Origin of the sequence: Agrobacterium rubi TR3 = NBRC 13261 (assembly GCF_000739935.1) — a bacterium.
In the GTDB taxonomy this organism is placed as follows: domain Bacteria; phylum Pseudomonadota; class Alphaproteobacteria; order Rhizobiales; family Rhizobiaceae; genus Agrobacterium; species Agrobacterium rubi.
On sequence record NZ_BBJU01000028.1, the window covers coordinates 25,545 to 44,191 of the forward strand.

General features: G+C 58.0%; 16 protein-coding genes. 9 read left to right on the plus strand and 7 right to left on the minus strand.

The features are described 5' to 3' along the window. The first annotated feature begins 61 nt into the window (after positions 1-61). Together RRU01S_RS21215 and RRU01S_RS21220 are read left to right on the plus strand one after the other, a co-directional pair. Positions 62-1,132 (plus strand): methionine ABC transporter ATP-binding protein, encoded by a 1,071-nt coding sequence (locus RRU01S_RS21215; protein ID WP_045232222.1) that lies wholly within the window; start codon positions 62-64, stop codon positions 1,130-1,132. Continuing rightward, a complete protein-coding gene (locus RRU01S_RS21220; protein WP_045232223.1) occupies positions 1,125-1,778 on the plus strand; it encodes a methionine ABC transporter permease in 654 nt (217 codons plus the stop codon). Before RRU01S_RS21215 ends, RRU01S_RS21220 begins: the two co-directional genes overlap by 8 nt. 49 nt (positions 1,779-1,827) lie before the next feature. On the opposite strand, the gene RRU01S_RS21225 is transcribed toward RRU01S_RS21220, so the two are convergent. From RRU01S_RS21225 to RRU01S_RS21235, 3 genes are all read right to left on the minus strand, one after another. After that, on the minus strand, positions 1,828-3,030 hold the full coding sequence (locus RRU01S_RS21225) for an acyl-CoA dehydrogenase family protein (RefSeq protein ID WP_045232224.1): 1,203 nt from the start codon (positions 3,028-3,030) through the stop codon (positions 1,828-1,830). Then, positions 3,027-4,061 (minus strand): ABC transporter substrate-binding protein, encoded by a 1,035-nt coding sequence (locus RRU01S_RS21230; protein ID WP_045232308.1) that lies wholly within the window; start codon positions 4,059-4,061, stop codon positions 3,027-3,029. The genes RRU01S_RS21225 and RRU01S_RS21230 overlap by 4 nt, the downstream gene beginning before the upstream one ends. Before the next feature lie 110 nt (positions 4,062-4,171). Then, on the minus strand, positions 4,172-5,776 hold the full coding sequence (locus RRU01S_RS21235; protein WP_045232225.1) for an ABC transporter substrate-binding protein: 1,605 nt from the start codon (positions 5,774-5,776) through the stop codon (positions 4,172-4,174). A 256-nt stretch (positions 5,777-6,032) separates the two neighbouring features. Between RRU01S_RS21235 and RRU01S_RS21240 the strand changes: the two genes are divergently transcribed. From RRU01S_RS21240 to RRU01S_RS21270, 7 genes are all read left to right on the plus strand, one after another. Then, on the plus strand, positions 6,033-7,022 hold the full coding sequence (locus RRU01S_RS21240) for an ABC transporter permease (protein ID WP_045232226.1): 990 nt from the start codon (positions 6,033-6,035) through the stop codon (positions 7,020-7,022). Beyond that, positions 7,019-8,032: an ABC transporter permease gene (locus tag RRU01S_RS21245; protein WP_045232227.1), complete on the plus strand. Its 1,014-nt coding sequence runs from the start codon at positions 7,019-7,021 to the stop codon at positions 8,030-8,032. The genes RRU01S_RS21240 and RRU01S_RS21245 overlap by 4 nt, the downstream gene beginning before the upstream one ends. Beyond that, positions 8,029-9,027, plus strand: coding sequence for an ABC transporter ATP-binding protein (locus RRU01S_RS21250; RefSeq protein WP_045232309.1), 999 nt, complete (start codon positions 8,029-8,031; stop codon positions 9,025-9,027). The genes RRU01S_RS21245 and RRU01S_RS21250 overlap by 4 nt, the downstream gene beginning before the upstream one ends. After that, the gene (locus tag RRU01S_RS21255) at positions 9,005-9,940 is read left to right on the plus strand and encodes an ABC transporter ATP-binding protein (protein ID WP_045232228.1); all 936 of its coding nucleotides are present in this window, start codon (positions 9,005-9,007) and stop codon (positions 9,938-9,940) included. Before RRU01S_RS21250 ends, RRU01S_RS21255 begins: the two co-directional genes overlap by 23 nt. Positions 9,941-9,960: 20 nt before the next feature. After that, positions 9,961-11,016 (plus strand): aldo/keto reductase, encoded by a 1,056-nt coding sequence (locus RRU01S_RS21260; protein WP_045232229.1) that lies wholly within the window; start codon positions 9,961-9,963, stop codon positions 11,014-11,016. A gap of 70 nt (positions 11,017-11,086) precedes the next feature. Next, positions 11,087-12,328, plus strand: a complete 1,242-nt coding sequence (locus RRU01S_RS21265) for an acyl-CoA dehydrogenase family protein (RefSeq protein ID WP_045232230.1) — start codon at positions 11,087-11,089, stop codon at positions 12,326-12,328. Between the two features lie 19 nt (positions 12,329-12,347). After that, a complete protein-coding gene (locus RRU01S_RS21270) occupies positions 12,348-13,322 on the plus strand; it encodes a LysR substrate-binding domain-containing protein (RefSeq protein WP_045232231.1) in 975 nt (324 codons plus the stop codon). A gap of 12 nt (positions 13,323-13,334) precedes the next feature. On the opposite strand, the gene RRU01S_RS21275 is transcribed toward RRU01S_RS21270, so the two are convergent. The 4 genes from RRU01S_RS21275 to RRU01S_RS21290 all read right to left on the minus strand — a co-directional run bounded on the left by RRU01S_RS21275 (position 13,335) and on the right by RRU01S_RS21290 (position 18,606). After that, positions 13,335-14,687 carry an LLM class flavin-dependent oxidoreductase gene (locus RRU01S_RS21275; protein WP_045232232.1) on the minus strand — a complete coding sequence of 451 codons (1,353 nt, stop codon included), beginning with the start codon at positions 14,685-14,687 and terminating at the stop codon, positions 13,335-13,337. Positions 14,688-14,751: 64 nt separating this feature from the next. Then, positions 14,752-16,347 carry an ABC transporter substrate-binding protein gene (locus RRU01S_RS21280; RefSeq protein WP_045232233.1) on the minus strand — a complete coding sequence of 532 codons (1,596 nt, stop codon included), beginning with the start codon at positions 16,345-16,347 and terminating at the stop codon, positions 14,752-14,754. A 33-nt stretch (positions 16,348-16,380) separates the two neighbouring features. Beyond that, positions 16,381-16,719 carry a DUF3088 domain-containing protein gene (locus RRU01S_RS21285; RefSeq protein ID WP_045232234.1) on the minus strand — a complete coding sequence of 113 codons (339 nt, stop codon included), beginning with the start codon at positions 16,717-16,719 and terminating at the stop codon, positions 16,381-16,383. Between the two features lie 291 nt (positions 16,720-17,010). Continuing rightward, positions 17,011-18,606 (minus strand): ABC transporter substrate-binding protein, encoded by a 1,596-nt coding sequence (locus tag RRU01S_RS21290; protein ID WP_045232235.1) that lies wholly within the window; start codon positions 18,604-18,606, stop codon positions 17,011-17,013. Positions 18,607-18,647: the final 41 nt, after the last annotated feature.

Here is an 18,647-nt window from a genome sequence, read left to right on the forward strand (position 1 = left end):
AGACAAAAGCGAAAAGGCGGCGCGGATTCTTCCGTGCCGCCTTTGCTTGTAGGAACACACAATGAACAGTCACAACATCGTTCAAGCACCACAAGAGTCGATAGAGGCCGCGACAGAGGTCGTCCGGTTGCACGACGTGCACCGCCGCTTTGGTACGGTATCCGCTTTAGACGGGGTTTCGCTGAGTGTGCGGCAGGGCGAAATTCTTGGCATCATCGGCAGAAGTGGCGCAGGAAAATCAACGCTTATTCGCTGCCTCAATGGCCTTGAGCGTGCCGACAGCGGCGATATCATCATCGACGGCCGCAAGATCAATGGGCTGCCGGAACGAGAGCTTCAGCCGCTGCGTCGCAAGATCGGTATGATTTTCCAGCACTTCAACCTTCTGTCGGCAAAGACCGTTGAAGCCAATGTCGCCCTTCCTCTTAAAATAGAGGGGATGGCCAAGGCTGAGCGGTTGGCGCGTGCGCGCGAAATGCTGGAGCTCGTGGGCCTCTCGGACAAGGCGGAAGCCTATCCAAACCAGCTTTCAGGCGGACAGAAGCAGCGCGTTGGCATTGCCCGGGCCTTGGCCGCAAAGCCTGCTTTGCTGCTGTCTGACGAGGCAACGTCTGCGCTTGATCCAGAAACAACCCGCTCCATTCTTGCCCTGCTCAAGGATATCAACCGCAAGCTTGGCCTGACAATCGTCCTTATCACCCATGAGATGGATGTCATCCGCGCAATTGCAGATCGCGTGGCCGTCATCGATGCGGGCAGGATCGTGGAAGAAGGTCATGTGTGGTCGGTGTTCTCACATCCTGTTGCGGAGATCACGAAAAGTCTGCTTGCCGGCAACCGGCCTCAACTGCCTGAACATATCAGCCGCACGCTGGACGAAAAGAACGGCGCAGATGTCCTTATCAGTATCGATATGGTCGGTGCTTATGCCCAGAGCCAGCTTTTCAACGATCTCGGGGCCTCTTTTTCGCGCGGAGTGCGCCTTCTGGAAGGCGGTGTTGAACACATTCAATCGCAACCGGTTGCCCGTTTTTTCCTGACCGTTCCTCGTTCCGATGAGAGTTTGTTGAGGGACATTACCAGCAAACTGGTTTCCGCTGGGGCTCGTGTGGAGGTGCTGGGTTATGTCTGACATCATGATCGAACTTCTGATCCGTTCCATTTGGGAAACGGCATTGATGACCTTTGCATCCGGCGTCATCTCCCTGATCGTCGGTCTGCCGCTTGGGCTTGCGCTTGTCATAACATCGACAGGCGGCATTGCCGAAAACCTCTGGATCAACCGGATCATCGGTGCCATCGTCAACGCGTTCCGCTCCATTCCATTCATCATTCTGCTCGTCGCACTCATTCCGCTGACGAGGTTGATCGTTGGAACGTCGCTTGGCACATGGGCGGCAATCGTGCCGCTCTCCATCGCCGCGATTCCCTATTACGCCCGCATCGCCGAAGTCTCTTTGCGCGAGGTGGATCACGGGTTGATCGAGGCGGTCCGCGCCATGGGCGGCAATCGCTGGACCATCATTCGCGAAGTGATGGTGCCGGAAGCACTGCCGGGCATCATCGCCGGCTTTACCGTGACATTGGTCACGCTGATCGGAGCGTCCGCAATGGCGGGGGCGATTGGGGCTGGCGGACTTGGTGACCTTGCCATTCGTTACGGCTATCAGCGTTTCGAAACCAACGTGATGATCGCCGTCGTGGCCGTTCTGATCGTCATCGTCTGCGGCATCCAGTGGATTGGTGACAAGGCGGCCGCGCGCCTGGATCGACACTGACGTTTAGGAGGGCACGCGCGATAGACAGAAGCGCGTGCCCTTTTTGGTTTTAAACACTCTTGTCCGATGGCGTCCCGTTCGCGACTCGACTGACGGCATTTCGCCCCAGCATGGAGCGGATCATATGGCTTTGCGGTGCATGGGCACGGGCCGTGATTGCGTCTCGATGATGCCGTTCGAGATTGTAGTCTCGCCGCAGGCCGCGATTTCCACTGAGCTCAAGCGCAAGATCGGTTATCGTGACGGCATTGTCGATGACGACATGGCGAAGAGCAAACGCATCCGTACCAATCGGAATACCCGCATCGACATCCCGCGCGATCGATGTGAGCAGCCTTTTATTGGCAGTCAGCAACACCTCGATGTGTCCGATCCGTTCCTGAATCCGGGGAATGGTGGCGAGTGGTGCGCCGAGGCTGGACGGCACGTGCGCGGTCAAATGGCGTAGCAGGTCGTCACGGGCAGAAAGGGCAACACCGTGATAGACTGCTGAAAGCAGGGTGAAGAACGTCTGGCCATCCGCCTCGTCTCGGAGAAGGGGTTCGTTCGCTGGCTGCTGCGCGACGATGTCAGCCAGCGGCACACGCACATTCGTCAAAACCAGATCGTGACTGGCGGTGCCGAACATGCCGGTCGCCTCCCATGCGCGGGCGTGGCTGATGCCATCGCTGTCGAGTGGGACAAGCAGCTGCACCAGGCGAGGCGCTACCTCTTCGGTCAAGGCAAGAACGATGGCCCATTTGAGGCCCGGAAGCCCGGTCACGAAGCTTTTGCGACCATTGATCACCCAAAAGTCGCCCTCGATCCGCGCCACCGTTTCCGGCAATCCGCCGTGAGCGGGCGAGCCAGCACCGGGTTCTGCTTGTGCATTGTTCAAAAGCGCCGGTCCCTCGACGTTCGCAGCCAGAACTTTTGAGGCAAGCGCGGATGGCCAGCGCCCGCGCCTTATGGCGGAATGCACGCTGTAGTGCATGGCGAGAATAAGCGCTGTGGAAGGGTCCCCGCTGGCAATAGTGGAAATCACGGCCTGCGTGATTTCAAGACCTGCACCAAGACCGCCGTCTTCACGCGATGTGACCAGCCCCAGAAGTCCGGACTGGAAGAGTGCTGCAAAATTTTCGGCGGCGAACTCTCCGCTTTTATCATAGTCAGCGGCGGTTTCGGCAAAACGCCGCGCCAGATCGGCGGCGATCGATACCGGATCGACGAGCGGCTCGGAGGGCCGTTTGACGGCGGAGATGGTAGCACTCATGCGACGGCCCTCTCAGCGGCAGCATCGATGAAACGTGCATCGACCCATTCCGCGATATCGAAGTCATTTTCGAGGAAGCCCCATTCATGCAGGAAATCCTTGTAATGGCCGACAGCGGCCACCAGTTTGTCATCAAGGCTGATGCCAAGATGACGGTGGACATCCGCCCCGTTGGCGGCAAGCACCTGTTCTTCGCTTGCACCTGCCTCGCGCGCGATGAAGCGGCGGGTGTCTTCCGGGTGCTGCTCGGCCCAGTCGGATGCTCTGCGAATGACCGCGATGAGACGCTCGACAAGATCGGGCCGCTCATCTGCGAGACGAGCGTCGACCGTCAGCACACGGGGCGAACCGGAATTGATCCGTATCTTCGGATCAGGATGGAAACCGAACTCCACCACCTGCACCGCACCGATCAGATTGGCAACGCTGATGCCAGCCGTTCCCTTGACGAAGATGGCATCGACATCTCCACGCAGCAATGCCGCTACCTCCTCGCCAAAGCTTTGCCGACGCTTTAAGCCAAACAGCGACGGACCTTCCTGGGAGGCCAAAATCGAATCCTTAATATGAATATCAACCAGTTCCACGTCGTCGCTTTTCAAGCCCTCCAGCGAGAGAGCCGAGACCAGCCCTTTCAGAGCCGTTGCCGCCATGAAATCCACGATGCCTTCAGGCCTGCGCGGCACGCCGAAGCGGCGACCGACAAGGTCTTTGACGGAGCGGATGCCGCTTTGCGGCAGGGTGATGATGGCCTGAAACTCGTCTGTCCAGGTAATGCCGACGAGGCGGGTGTTGCGGCCTTCGGAGCGGGCACGAATGGGCGGTACATTACCACCATGGCGGAAAGACCATTCCAGCGTATGGTTGAAATGGCTTTGCCTGATAGCCCGGTCCGGCGAATCGATGATCGATTTCAGGGCGACGCCGACCTCGGCAAATGTCTGTTCCAGATAGCCCAATTGAGCAGCCAGACCGACGGGCGTTGGAACGGGGCAGCGTGTGTACCAGATTTCGGAAAGCGGCGTTGTCATCATATGTCCTCTATGTCGAGCGCAAAGGAAAAGAGCGGGACGGCGCTTCGAAAAAACGGAGCGCAAGACGACCCACCGCCGTAGCGGCGATGGGCTCTTTTCGAAAAGGGTCAGGACGTGGCGATATGGGCGAAGGCAAGACTGCCCGCCGCCCCTTCTGCACCCACTGTGTGATCTGCCAGTCGTTTGTTGTAGATGGTGATTTCCGGCGCGCTGACGATGTCGATCGCCGGTACATCCTCGACAAGGATTTGCTGGATTTCCTTCCACTGCGCGAAACGTTTTTCAGGATTGATCTCAACAGCAGCGGCTTCGAACAGCGCATCCACTTTCGGATTGCTATAGGCTGCGCCATTCGAGAAAGGCACACCCTTCTTGAAGTTCTTGCTCCAGTAGAGCCGCTGGACGCCGACCGTCGGATCGAACAGGTTGCTCATGCCTTCATAGGCGAAATCGAAGTCACGGTCGGTGTAGATGCGCTTGGTGTAGGTCGCAAAATCCTGATTTCTGACGTTGACCTCCACACCGACCTTCGCCAAGGCCTGACGAATATAATCTGCACCACGTGGATAACCTTCGCCGGGAACGTAATCGAGGTTGATGCGCAAACGCACGCCATCCGCGCCGCGCTTGTATCCGGCTTCATCGAGCAGTGCTTCCGCCGCCTTGAGATCGATTGGATAGGTCTTCAGGTCGCCGACATACCATTTGCTCAGCTTCGCGCTTATGGGACCTGGAATGGGTGCGCCATAACCGTAATTGACCGTGTTGAAGATGACGTTGCGATCAATGACATGCGCAAAGGCGCGCCGCACCCGAACATCCCTGAAGAACTCCTTCTCCATGTTGAATTCCACACGGCTGACGCTGTTGATATATTGGTAGCCCTGCGTGTCGAAGACGAGATCCGGCAAGGCCTTGAGACGGTCCAGATCGCTGTAGGGAACGGGCGTGCCGGGTGCCAGATCAATCTCGCCGGATTCGATTGCAATGCTGCGCGCTGCCGAGTCCGTGATGAAACGCACGACGAGCTGATCGAGATAGGGGCGCGGCTTGTCCCAGTAATCCGGGTTGCGCACGTAAACGATATGGCTGCCGCGTACCCACTCCTTGAACTTGAAGGGTCCTGTGCCGACGGGCGCATAATTGGCCGGGTTTTCCTGAACCTTCGTACCTTCATAGAGGTGTTTTGGAACGATCGGCGTTTCACCGGCTGCAAGTGCTGTAATGAGGTAAGGTGCGGGCTTGGCAAGAACCAGAACCGCTGTCAGTTCATCGGGTGTTTCGACATCCACCAGATTGAGGAAGGTATTGCGTCCACGCGGATGCACCTCCTTGATGGTCTTGATGGAAAACGCCACATCGGCAGAGGTAAAGGGCTTGCCATCGTGCCACGTCACACCGGACCGCAGCTTGAACGTATAATGAAGGCCATCCGGGCTGATCTGCCACTCCGTTGCCAGAAGCGGTTTCGGATTGAGATCGAAATCATAGGTCAGCAAACCCTCCGTCACCTTGGGGGAGACGTAAAAGGAATTGGCCGCCGTATGCGCGATGGTGGTCAACACCGGCGGCTCCGTGGCCAGCAGAAAGGTTGCCGTGCCACCGCGCGCTGGCTCCACCGCCCACGCCCCAACACCTGAAAATGAAACGGCACCCAGCGCGACGGAAGCCAGCAGAAACCCGCGTCGTGTCGTTTGATGTAAATCAGTCATATAACGTTCCTCTCTGCGCCGACATTGACCGACGAAACTTGTCCCGATGGAAAATTCGTTTCTGACGAAGACAGATATGAGCACATACGCCCAATAACGGCCTATTATAGAAATTATCTTTCCTTAAACGGGGCTTTATCGCTGTTTTTAAGAAAATAATTCCGATATATCTTTGACAAATTCCATAATTTTAGTCAACTAATAACCTATTCAAACCGGGCAGTGCTGACGCCTGAGACAAAACGGATGGGAAGCAATGTCGAATTCGAAGCGGATTTTATCCCAGGCGCGCCGGGTCGCCTTGTCGGCCATACCGACCGTGCTTGGCATCATCATATTGAACTTCTTCCTGCTTCAGCTCGCGCCGGGCGATGCCGCCGATGTGCTTGCGGCAGAAGCAGGTTCTGCGACGGTGGAGACGATGGCGGAGATGCGCTCTCGCTTCGGTCTCGATCTGCCGGTGCTGCATCAGTTGACGAACTACCTCGGCAATCTCGCGCAGTTCAGCCTTGGTTTTTCACCGCGATACGGCATGCCCGTCGCCGACCTGATCGGGCAAAGACTGCCCGGCACGCTGGCCTTGATGGGCGCGGCGCTGGGCATCGCCATCTTCGTCGGTGTCTTCCTCGGATCGATCATGGCGCTTTTTTCCGGCAGATTGCCGGATCGGATCATCTCCATCGGATCGCTGATCTTCTATTCAGTTCCGGGCTTCTGGATTGGCCTGATGCTGATCTTGACATTTTCCGTCAAGCTCGGTTGGTTGCCCTCGGGCGGTGACAGCACTATCGGTAGCAGCTTGACCGGCCTCGATGCCTTCTTGGATCGCATCCGCTACATCATTCTGCCCGCACTTTCTCTGGCCCTCTACTTTCTAGCCATCTATGCGCGCCTGACCCGTGCAGCGATGCTGGAGGTGAAGTCGCAGGACTATGTGCGTACAGCGCGCGCCAAAGGCGTCTCGCCTTTCAAATTGACCACACGCCACATCTTGCGCAACGCGCTCATTCCCATCACCACCATGGCTGGAATGCATATTGGCGGACTTCTGGGGGGCGCGGTCGTTGTCGAAACGGTGTTCAGTTGGCCGGGATTGGGGCGCCTCGCATTCGAAGCTGTCATGGCACGGGATTTCAGCGTGCTGCTCGGCATCCTGCTTCTGTCTTCTTTCGTCGTCATCGTCGTCAACGCTGCCGTGGACCTGTTGCAGGCATGGCTTGACCCTCGCATCGGAGAAAGCCGATGAGCTCTTCAAATACCACCGCATTCCTGCAAGCAGCCGACATTGCCAAGCAGTCGAAAGCCGAAACCGCCAGCCCCATCGCCAAAGAGCCGAAGGGAGATCAGAAACCCTGGCCCTATCTGCATGCTCCCGACGCGCTTTCCGCCCGCACGGTCTCTGTGCCCAGAAAGGGCCTGCGGCGGGAACTGAAAATCTTTCTGACGAACCCCAATGCCATTGTCGGGTTGCTTTTTCTGGCAACCGTGATCGTCACGGCTTTGCTTGCACCCATTCTCTATCCGGGCGATCCGCTTGAGATGGTGACGCTACCCTTTTTGTGGCCGGGACAGAACGCTGCTTATCCGCTCGGCACAGATTCCATGGGGCGTGACGTGATGGCAGGCATCGTTCACGGCGCGCGCATTTCGCTCACCGTCGGCGTAGTCGCGACTGTCATCGGGCTAACGATCGGCATCACCATCGGCGCATTTGCCGGATATTTCGGCGGTCTGGTGGACGATATTCTGGTCAAGATCATCGAAATCTTTCAGACCCTGCCGAATTTTGTGTTGCTGGTCGTGCTTGTCGCAATCGCCCAGCCATCGGTCACAACCGTGACGTCCGCAATCGGTATTATCACGTGGCCCATGGTGGCCCGGCTGACGCGTGCCGAATTCCGCGCCATCCGTGAGAAGGATTATGTTCTGGCCGCGCGCAGCCTGGGTTACGGCCATGCGCGCATCGTGTTCAAGGAAATCCTGCCGAATGCACTGCCGCCGATCATCGTGACATCGTCGGTCATGGTTGCCGGTGCAATCCTGATGGAAGCAGCGCTTTCCTTCATGGGACTGGGAGATCCCAACCGCGTATCATGGGGTTCGATGATCGGCTCTGGGCGCGATGTCATCCGCACCGCCTGGTATCTGACTGCCCTGCCCGGCCTCGCCATCGTCTTCACCGTGATATCACTCAATCTGATCAGCGATGGCCTTAACGACGCGCTCAATCCGCGCTTTTCGGAGGAATGCCGATGACCAAACTGATCGATGTACAGGATTTTTCCGTGGGCTTTGGCGAGGCCCAGCCCGTCAAGGGTGTCAGCTTCAGCGTATCGGCTGGCGAGATGCTGGCAATTGTCGGCGAAAGCGGATCCGGCAAGTCCTTGACCGCACTTGGTTTGATTGGGCTGTTACCATCTCATGCCAAGGTGGGTGGCAAGATCTTGCTTGAGGGGCGCAACCTCCTGTCGCTTTCGGAACGGCAATGGCGCGGCATTCGCGGCAGCGATATCGGTATGATCTTTCAGGAGCCGATGACCTCGCTCAATCCGGTCCTGACCATCGGTGAGCAGATCGTCGAGGTGCTTCGCATCCACGAGAAAATCGACAAGCGTCAGGCGCGAAAACGCGCGATCGAACTGCTCGACCTCGTCAATATTCCAGAGGCCGGACGGCGTGTGGATGATTATCCGCACCAGCTTTCCGGCGGCATGCGCCAGCGCGTCATGATCGCCATCGGCGTTGCCTGCAATCCCAAGCTCCTGATTGCCGATGAAGCGACGACAGCGCTGGATGTGACGATCCAGGCGCAAATCCTCCAGCTACTCGACAATCTCCGCCGCGATCTCAACATGGCCGTCATTTTGATTACCCATGATCTCGGTATCGTGGCACAATGGGCAGACCGGGTGATGGTCATGTATGCGGGCCGAAAAGTCGAGGAAGGCTTGCCGGAACCAGTATTCCGCAGCCCCTATCATCCCTACACACGCGGACTGCTTGCCGCGTCGCCGCGTGCGGAAGCCGGTCAGCACTACCGCGACGGACCGCTGCTTGAAATTCCCGGGTCGATTGTTTCGGCAACCGGCGAAAAAGGCTGTTCGTTCAAGCCGCGCTGTCCGGGCGCACGTGGTGTCTGCGGGCAATTCGTACCGCCGCTCAGAACCATTTCCGAGGGCCGACAGGCAGCGTGCCCTTTCGTCAACCCCATAGCGGCGGAGGTCTCCCATGGCGCTTTTGTCAGTGCATAGGCTTTCCACCGAATACGCCGGCGGTCGTGGAACGGTGCGCGCAGTCGATGACGTCTCGCTAGAGATCGAGGCCGGTGAAACGGTGGCCTTGGTCGGGGAATCCGGCTGCGGAAAATCATCGCTCGGCAAATCCCTGATGCGCCTGGTGGAACCTTCTTCCGGCAAGGTCACCTTCAAGGGTGCTGACGTGACGGCAATGTCATCCTCGCAATTGCGGGGCATTCGCCGTCGCATCCAGATGATCTTTCAGGACCCCTTTGCCTCGCTCAATCCCCGCCAGACGGTCCGCACGATCCTCACCGCACCGCTGAAGGTGCATGGAATTGGAGACGGCAAGCGGCAGCGCGAGATTGTAGAGGCTATCGTTGCCCAGGTGGGATTACCGCCGGATGCACTCGACCGCTATCCGCATGAATTTTCCGGCGGCCAACGCCAACGTATTGGCATCGCGCGTGCGTTGATTTTGGAACCGGAACTGGTCGTTTGTGACGAACCCGTCTCGGCGCTCGATCTGTCCATTCAGGCGCAGATACTCAATCTCCTCGTGGAGATGAAGAACCGCCTATCGCTGTCCTATCTCTTCGTTTCACACGATCTGTCCGTGGTCCGGTATTTTTCGGATCGCGTGCTGGTCATGTATCTTGGCAAGATCGTAGAGAGGGCACCCACGGCGCAGCTATGGGCATCGCCGAAACATCCCTACACACGGGCACTGCTGGCCGCCGTACCGGACCCGGCGCGCCGCAAGCAGGCGGCTCCCATTTCGGGCGATCTTCCAAGCCCGCACAATCCGCCCTCAGGCTGTCGCTTTCATACGCGCTGCCCACTGGCAACCGATCTCTGTCGCAAAACAGCGCCGGAACACCAGCTTTTCGGTGAGAGCCACGCCGTGGCCTGCCACTATGCCCAATGACAATCCAAGGAGTACATAACATGGTCGATTACCGCTATCTCGGGCGCAGCGCGCTGAAAGTTTCACCCCTGAGCCTCGGCACCATGATGTTCGGTGGTCCGACACCTGACGACGTCGCCTTCCGCATCATCGACAAGGCGCGCGAACAGGGCATCAATTTCATCGATACCGCCGATGTCTATCACGATGGCAAATCCGAAGAGGTTGTCGGCCGCGGTATCAAGGATCATCGCGATCATTGGGTTCTGGCGACGAAATTCGTCAATTCGCACAAGAAAGGCCCCAATCTGGGTGGCCATTCGCGCAAATGGGTGATCGAAACCGTCGAAAACTCCCTGCGCCGCCTCAACACCGACTATATCGACATTCTCTATTTCCACCGCGCCGTCTTCGACGCGCCGCTGGAGGAACCATTGCGCGCTATTGCAGACCTCATTCGCGCCGGCAAGCTGCGCTACTTCGGTGTCTCGAATTTCCGTGGCTGGCGGATCGCTGAAATCTCGCATCTTGCAGACCAGTTCGGCATCGATCGTCCGGTGGCAAGCCAGCCGCTCTACAACATCGTCAACCGCACGGCAGAAGCCGAGCAGCTTCCCGCCGCCGACCATTATGGCCTCGGCGTCGTTTCCTATTCGCCGCTGGCGCGTGGTGTGCTGACTGGCAAGTATCAGCCAGGCCAGCAGCCGGGCGCAGATACCCGCGTGGGCCGTGGCGACAAGCGCGTTTTAGAAACGGAATGGCGTCCGGAATCGATTGAGATCGCCCAGAAGGTTGCAGCGCACGCTGCGGCCAAGGGCGTCTCGGCGGCGGATTTCGCCCTGGCCTGGGTGTTGAACAATAAGTTCGTCACTGCCGCCATCACTGGCCCCCGCACGGAAGAACACTGGAACGGCTATATCAGAGCCCTCGATGTGAACATCGATGCAGACGACGAAGCAGTGGTGGACAGCCTCGTGACGACAGGCCACCCATCGACGCCCGGTTTTAACGATCCAAGCCATCCGGTGGAAGGCCGCGTACCGCGCAATGTCGAACCTGCGCCACGCGCGCCGGTCCAGACCCGCGCCGTTGCCTGACTGCCATCATGACAACGCCTGCGGCACAAAAAGGCCGCAGGCTAACCGATCCGCTCAAGGACCAAATGCGATGTCGAACGCCAACATAGCCAGCACAGAAACCTCCAGCCTGTCCGACGTGCCAAGCCGCGACGACATTCTGTCCCGCGCCAAAGACATCGCAGCTTTTGCCGCAAAAGACGCGGCCCGTCGCGAGCGCGAACGGCAATTGCCTTTCGACGTCTTTGCCCGCATCAAGGAGGCGAAACTTGGAACCTTGCGTATTCCCAAGTCGAAAGGCGGTCCGGGCGGCTCCATTGCCGATTACATGGAATTGTTGATGATCCTTGGCGAAGCCGACAGCAATATTCCCCATGCGCTGCGCAGCCATTTCAATTTTACTGAAAACATCGCGCTTGGCCCCATCGAGCTTGAAGACCGCAGGCATCTGGAGAACGTGCTTTCGGGCAAGCTTTTTGCTGGCGCGAGTACGGAACAGGGCACCAAGCGTCCTGGCGAAATCACGACCCGGCTGAGCACTGATGGCGACCGTTACAGATTGAACGGCCGCAAATGGTATGCCACGGGAACCGCCTTTGCGGATTTCGGGTCGTTCAGCGCGATTGGTGATGACGAACAACCGGTTGGCGTTCTCATTCCGCTGGATCGCAAGGGCATTACCGTGCTCGATGACTGGGACAGCATGGGCCAGCGCATGACCGCAAGCGGTGGCGTCCTTCTCGAAAATGTCGAGGTCTTGCCGCATGAGCTGACGACACGGCGACTGGGAAGCCTGATTGGACGTCATTGCTCGGCAATGCGGCAATTGCATCTGGCCGCATCTGCCACGGGCGCAGTGCAAGCCGCCGTGAGAGACGGCATTGAATACGTTCTGAAACAGGCGCGCACCACGCTTCACAGCGCCGCCGAAACCGCCAATCAGGACCCATTTGTGCAGAAGACGATTGGCGAGCTCAGCGCCGGTGCTTTTGCGGTAAAGACGTTGATTCGCGAAGCGGCGCGCACGCTGGATGTCACGGCTTTGACGTTTCAAACGGGTGATGAAGCCGCGATAGAAGCCGCCCTTATTGATGGCTCGCTCACCACTGCCCGCACTCAGATCATCGCGTCTCAGCTTTCCTTGAACGTCGCGACCGCCATTTACGAGTTGGGCGGCGGCTCGGCCACGTCGAGCGAACGCAATTTCGACCGGCACTGGCGCAATATCCGCACCGTCTACAACCACAATCCGTTGCAGCACAAGGCGCGGGTCATCGGTGATTATTATTTGAACGGCACCACCACGCACCTTGCCGAAGGCCGAGTGTTCTGATGATGAGAGTGAACCCGTCATGAGAACAGAGTTTCTGTCTCCGCCTAAAGCAAACGCGCCCTTGCGATTGCCGACGCTCTCACGCCTGCCGCCGCTCACGGCCCTGCGTGCTTTCGTCGTCGCGGCCCGACATGCCAGTTTTTCCCGCGCTGCCGATGAACTGCATGTCTCGACCGCCGCCATCGGTCAACAGGTTCGGATTCTTGAAACCCATCTTGGCCAACCGCTCTTCAGCCGCCAGCGCGGCGAACTAGCACTGACGGATGCCGGTGCCGCACTTTATCCCGGCATGGCGGAAGCGTTCGAAACCATGGTCGGTAGTCTTTCGGATCTTCTGCGTGCCGGTTCTCGGCCAAGGCTCAGCATCCTTGCCTGCCCATCCTTTGCGGCCCGATGGCTTGCGCCAAGGCTTGGACGGATCAGCCATGCGCTTGGCGATGTGGAACTCTCCATCGAAACACTGGATGAAGGGCCACTCGACCGCCTTCAATTGGATGACGCCGATTGCGCAATCGTCGCATCTGGGGAGCGGATCGCGGGCTTCGTCTATGAACCGCTGTTTGACGACGCCGTGTTGGCCGTGTGTGCACCGGACTTTGCCGCGCGTCATCGCCTCACCGGTCATCCGGAACGGCTTCGCGATCTCTCGGGCGAAATCTTGCGCGGCAGCGGCAGCGATGGTGACTTCGATTGGGCCAACTGGCTGCGCTCCTGCGGCATTCATATCAGGCTTGCAAAGCTTGGACCGCGCTTTTCCCATCAACCGGTACTGATCGAGGCAGCGCTTGCCGGTCACGGCATTGCGCTCGTGCGTCAATCGCTGGTGTCGGAAGAGTTGAAAAACGGCAGGCTTGTCTCGCCCATCGGTTCACCGCAGCCCACCGCGTGCCGCTATCATCTCCTCGCCAGCCAAGAGAGACGGCGACAGCCGGAAATCGCATCACTCATCGCATTGCTGCGCGACGATGTGCCTTCCTTGAACGCTGCCGCCTGACATCATTGCAAGTCAGGCGCTTTCGCGCGCAACGGCCGGCACAGCATAAATATTGTCCGGCCGTGGCAAGCCATAATGATCGCGCAACGTATCGCCTTTGTAATCCAGCCTGAACAGGCCGCGCTTTTGAAGAAGCGGCACCACCTCATCGATGAAGATGTCGAACCCACCCGTCAGCCATGGCGGCATGATGTTGAACCCATCCGCAGCACCCTCCCGGAACCAGCTTTCGATCCAGTCCGCCACCTGCTCCGGCGTGCCGGCAATGACCTTGTGGCCACGCCCGCCAGCCAGCCTGTGCAGCAATTGCCGGATGGTCGGATTTTCGCGGTCGATGACATCCAGAACAAGCTGATGACGGCTACTGTTGGCGTGGGCCCGTGTCGCCTCCACCACCTCACGCGGCAACGGTTTGTCAAGATCGGCCGAACCGAGATCAATGCCGGTGATGCGGTTCAGCTGCGCCAGAGAAAAGGCGGGTTGGACGAGATTGTTGAATTCCGCTTCCAGCTTGCGCGCCTCCGTCTCCGTCGAGGCGATGAAGGGGCTGATGCCGGGCAGGATTTTGACATGGGCCGGATTGCGGCCCACGGCGGCGACGCGTTTCTTGATGTCGGAATAGAAGCTTTTGGCACTTTCGAGAGTCTGGTGTGCGGTAAAGATCGCTTCGGCGTAACGGGCAGCAAACCCCCGTCCTTCTTCAGATGATCCGGCCTGAACATAGATCGGGCGGCCCTGCGGGGAGCGCGGCAGGTTGAGTGCGCCGCGAACCTGATAAAAATCACCCTTGTGATTAGCCGGATGGATACGGTCCGTATCGGCAAAAAGACCACTCTCCTTGTCGGCCACGATGGCGTCGTCTTCCCAGCTGTCCCATAGCTTTGTGACGACATCGACAAACTCGGTCGCCTGACGGTACCGGTCGGCATGGGGCGGATGCTTTTCCAGGTTGAAGTTCGCGGCTGCCGCATCTGCCGACGTTGTAACGATGTTCCAGCCGACGCGACCGCCACTGATATGATCGACGGAGGCAAACAGCCTCGCCAGATTATAGGGCTCATAATAGGTGGTCGATGCTGTCGCGATGAAGCCGATTTTTTCCGTGACCACCGCAAGCGCGGCAAGCATGGTGATCGGCTCCAGCCGATGCCGCGCGGCATAACGAATGTTGCTATCCAGAACCGGTGCATCCGCAAAGAAAATCGCGTCCAGCTTGGCCGCTTCCGCACGCTTTGCGATATCCTGGTAAAGCTTGATATCGGTCACGCGAAGTGGCTCCGACTGCGGGTGACGCCAGGCCGCCTCATGGTGGCCGCCGGGATAGATGAATGCGTTGAGAACGAGTTTCTCCGACGTTCTGCTCATTGTCTTTCCGATCCTGTTCATATGTCGAAAGATGATTGGCGCACCCGTCAGTGCGCCAAGTGCCTCAGGCCTCTTTTGCCAGCCATGCCTGTGCCAAATTGCCGCTCAATCCCTCTGCGCCCACGGCATAATCCTTGACCCTAACGCTGCCGACGACCGGCTGAATGGGTGAGACAAGATTGATGACCGGCAAGTCCCTGGCGACGATGACCTGGAATGCCTTGAACAACTCGGCACGTTTTTCGATGTCGGGCTCCACCGCGGCCGCTTCCAGCAACCGATCGACCTCCGGGTTTTCGTAGTGGCTGGCGTTCGAGAAAGGCAGGCCGATCTTGAAGTTCTTGCTCCAGTACACACGCTGCACACCGGCTGTCGGGTCAAACGTGTTGGAGAGCGACTCCACCGAGAGGTCCCAGGCACGGTCGGTATAAACCACCTTCACATAGGTGCCGAAATCGAACTTCTGAATATCTGCCTCGATGCCGATCTTGATCAGCGCTTGCGCGATGAAGTCGGAATAGGTTTGCGGATTGAACGGGTTGGTGGTGACCCTGAGCTTGAAGCGCTTGCCATCTCCCTTGCGCGGAAAGCCGGCCTCATCCAGCAGCTTTTCGGAAAGGGCAGTATCGAACTTGGCAAAGCCGATATCCGGATTGTGGAATTTCGGCAGGCCGGGGCTGATGGGCGTGGGAGACGGCACCGCATAGCCGTAAAGAACGATGTCGATGAGAGCGGGAACATTGATGGCGTGCGCAATGGCCTGCCTTACTCCAAGGTTCTTGAGATATTCGTTTTCAAGATTGATGACGAGCTGGTTCTGCTGCCCCGCATAGGCATAGATGCGATCATCCACATGCAGCGATGGCACGGCTTTCAATCGCTCCAGATCAGACAGTGCCACAGGGTTTGGGCCGATATCGCCCTCTCCGGTTTCAAGCGCTGCCGCCCGTGCGCCCGCATCGTTGATCAGCCTGATGATGACCCGGTCCAGATGCGGACGCGGTTGGTCCCAGTAATCGGCGTTCTTTTCCAAGAGAATGTGACTGCCGGGTGTCCACTCTTTCAGAACGAACGGTCCGCTGCCGATGATCTGGTTCGTTTTCGGGTTCTCGGTCGGCTTGAATGTTTCGAAGATGTGCTTGGGTACGATTGGCGATTCCGACGATGCCAGCGCCGTAATCAGCCCCGGCGAAGGCTTGGCGAGCTTGAGTTTCGCGACAAGCGGATCGGATGTATCGACACTCTCGACCTGCGAGAAGGTCGCGCGCCCACGAGGATGCGCATCTTTGAGACGGAGAACGGAGAAGGCGACATCCTGTGATGTAACGGGCTTGCCATCGTGAAATTTCGCGTTCGGCTGTAGATGGAAAACATACTCCAGCCCATCGGCGGAAACCGACCACTCTCTGGCGAGGCTCGGCTTGGGTGTCAGGTCATAATCATAAGTCAGCAACCCGTCATAGATTTTGGAGCCCACGAATTGCGGCCCGCCAGCGCTGGTGTTGATCGCGACGAGCTGGGTCGGCTCCGGGAAATAAACGATCTTTAACGTGCCACCGGAAACCGGCTCTTCGGCTGCCGCGAAGGAGCCGCCGGGAAGGGCAACGAAAGCGCCTGCAGCAAGTGCGATTCTGTGAAACTGGCGTCTGGAAAAACTCATCTCTGTCTCCGGCGTAAAGTGAATGGACCGATATCAATGAAGCTGCGGAAAACCGTGTCGTTCGGCCAGCAGGGAAAGGATGCGTTTCGTGTCCTGAACGAACCGCTTGTCGCCGTGAACCGTCGCGTCTTCGGGGGCATCCTCGGCGAAGATCAGAAGCGGCAGCGACTGGTTCTGCTCGCCAACCTGCGCAATCACCGCCTCACGCGGACGGGTGAAGCCGACGCGGTGAATATCGAGCCGTTTGGCAAGATCTGGAAAAGCTGCAAGCAGCCCTTCGATCTGGTTGCAATGAGGGCAGACAAACGTCACCCCCGGATGTTTCGGGTCTTCAAAACCTGGGGCGATGAGAAAAAGCGTGTCCTTGGCCATGGGCATCCATCATTGATAGTTAGGGTGAACCGACACTGACGCGGGAGATATGGCGGGTCCAGAAACGTATTTTTGCTGCCATGCGAAGAATAAATTTGCTGAAAAACAACGATGAAATAGCGTTCTTTGGAAGATTACTCTCCAGGCATTTCCTTTTTCCGGATGGGTCAAAAGGACAATGGCATTCGCCGATTGCGCTCTGAAGCAAACGTTCGGAAATGACCTGCCGGAGCAACGCGCAATAAAAAACCCGACGCAAGCGCCGGGTCCAGGGAGCAGAAGAGGCGTAGATCAACTTTGCGGTTGCTTCCACGCAGTCGCGAGGTCGCTATAGGCAACATCGATGGTCGTCACCAGGGATTGCAGATTGGCGTTTCGCAAAATGACAGTCGGCAGCGCAACGATGGAGAAATTCGGCAATTCGTCACCGGTGATCTTTTGAATGTCCTTGAACTGCGCGGCGCGCTTTGTCTCATCGCTTTCTACGGCAGCGGCTCGGAAAAGATCGTCCACCTTCGGATTATTGTAATGCGCTGCGTTGACATAGGGTGCCGGGTTCTTGATGCCATCGGACCAGTAAAGCCGCTGTACGCCGGCTGTCGGGTCGAACAGGCGGCTGATGCCGTTTACGGTCAGATCGAAACCGCGCTCGGTATAGACACGCTTGATGAAAGTCGCCAGATCGCCGTCGAGAGTCTCGACCTTGATCCCGAGCTTGCCGAATGAGGAGCGCAGATATTCGGATGTTTTGCGGAAGACATCTGACGGCAGGAAGGCGAGCCGAAGCGAAAAACGCGTTCCGTCCGCCCCTTTTGGGTAGCCCGCCTGGTCGAGCAATGCGTTGGACTTGGCAAGATCGAAAGGATAGTTGAACGGTGCCTCGTCATTATAGGCGGTGAATATCGCCGGAATATTCGATCCCGCGGGTTTCGCGGTGCCATAAAAAATCGCATCGTTTATGAAATTGCGGTCGATTGCATGCGCCAGCGCGTGACGGACTTCCTTCTTGGCGAGAATGGGATTTTCGAGATTGAACTCGAAAACGGCTGCGTTGTTCAGATAGGCATCCGTATAGACATCGACGGCCAGTTTCGGATCCTGCCGCAAGCGTTCCAGATCGCCGAAGGATACATCGGTCGCGTAGTCTGCCTCGCCTGTCTCCACCGCGATTGTGGCCGATGCAGAGTCCGCAACGAAACGCGCGATGAAGCCATCCAGATGCGGCAGGTCTGCCTGCCAGTAGTTCGGGTTGCGCTTGAGTTTCACATAGCTGCCGCGCTTCCACTCTTCAAAGATGAAGGGCCCGGTGCCGATGGGCGAGTTTCCATTCGGGCTTTCACTGTAATTCTCCGATGGATAGGCATGCGCTGGCAGGATCGGCGTTTCACCACCGACAAGCGCCCGCAACAGATAGGGTGCGGGTTTGGAAAGAACCACGATGGCGGTCAGCGGATCGGGCGTTTCGACGTCGGCGATGTTGGCAAAGGTGATACGCCCGCGTGGCCCGACTTTCTTGAAGGCCAGCAGCGAAAACATCACATCCGCAGAGGTCAAGTCTTTGCCATCGTGCCACTTCACACCTTGGCGTAGCTTGAAGGTGTAACGCAGACCATCACTGGACACATCCCAGCTTTCGGCCAGAACGGGATGCGGCTTGAACTCGCTGTCGAACCGCACCAGCCCTTCGAGGATTTTCGTGGAAATGGCGCGTGTGCGCGTGTTGCTGTCCGACAAAGGCACGAGCGTCGTGGGCTCGCCCAACCCGGCAAAGGTTACGATGCCGCCTTTGCTGGGTGTCTGTGTAGCTGCGAAGGATAGCGATGGCAGCAGTGTGGCCCCACCGAGCGCAGCACCCAAAAGCAATGTCTTACGCCTCGTCAAATCCATGATTGTTTCCTTTTCGTTTTGGTTATGAAATGCGGTGCTGC

What these genes read in the sequence shown, in the direction of transcription:
- RRU01S_RS21250 (WP_045232309.1), top strand. Translation starts at nt 8,029, where the DNA reads ATGACCAAACTGATCGATGTACAGGATTTTTCCGTGGGCTTTGGCGAG.
- RRU01S_RS21220 (WP_045232223.1), top strand. Translation starts at nt 1,125, where the DNA reads ATGTCTGACATCATGATCGAACTTCTGATCCGTTCCATTTGGGAAACG.
- RRU01S_RS21255 (WP_045232228.1), top strand. Translation starts at nt 9,005, where the DNA reads ATGGCGCTTTTGTCAGTGCATAGGCTTTCCACCGAATACGCCGGCGGT.
- RRU01S_RS21235 (WP_045232225.1), bottom strand. Translation starts at nt 5,776, where the DNA reads ATGACTGATTTACATCAAACGACACGACGCGGGTTTCTGCTGGCTTCC.
- RRU01S_RS21280 (WP_045232233.1), bottom strand. Translation starts at nt 16,347, where the DNA reads ATGAGTTTTTCCAGACGCCAGTTTCACAGAATCGCACTTGCTGCAGGC.
- RRU01S_RS21225 (WP_045232224.1), bottom strand. Translation starts at nt 3,030, where the DNA reads ATGAGTGCTACCATCTCCGCCGTCAAACGGCCCTCCGAGCCGCTCGTC.
- RRU01S_RS21285 (WP_045232234.1), bottom strand. Translation starts at nt 16,719, where the DNA reads ATGGCCAAGGACACGCTTTTTCTCATCGCCCCAGGTTTTGAAGACCCG.
- RRU01S_RS21215 (WP_045232222.1), top strand. Translation starts at nt 62, where the DNA reads ATGAACAGTCACAACATCGTTCAAGCACCACAAGAGTCGATAGAGGCC.
- RRU01S_RS21270 (WP_045232231.1), top strand. Translation starts at nt 12,348, where the DNA reads ATGAGAACAGAGTTTCTGTCTCCGCCTAAAGCAAACGCGCCCTTGCGA.
- RRU01S_RS21230 (WP_045232308.1), bottom strand. Translation starts at nt 4,061, where the DNA reads ATGACAACGCCGCTTTCCGAAATCTGGTACACACGCTGCCCCGTTCCA.
- RRU01S_RS21290 (WP_045232235.1), bottom strand. Translation starts at nt 18,606, where the DNA reads ATGGATTTGACGAGGCGTAAGACATTGCTTTTGGGTGCTGCGCTCGGT.
- RRU01S_RS21245 (WP_045232227.1), top strand. Translation starts at nt 7,019, where the DNA reads ATGAGCTCTTCAAATACCACCGCATTCCTGCAAGCAGCCGACATTGCC.
- RRU01S_RS21265 (WP_045232230.1), top strand. Translation starts at nt 11,087, where the DNA reads ATGTCGAACGCCAACATAGCCAGCACAGAAACCTCCAGCCTGTCCGAC.
- RRU01S_RS21275 (WP_045232232.1), bottom strand. Translation starts at nt 14,687, where the DNA reads ATGAGCAGAACGTCGGAGAAACTCGTTCTCAACGCATTCATCTATCCC.
- RRU01S_RS21260 (WP_045232229.1), top strand. Translation starts at nt 9,961, where the DNA reads ATGGTCGATTACCGCTATCTCGGGCGCAGCGCGCTGAAAGTTTCACCC.
- RRU01S_RS21240 (WP_045232226.1), top strand. Translation starts at nt 6,033, where the DNA reads ATGTCGAATTCGAAGCGGATTTTATCCCAGGCGCGCCGGGTCGCCTTG.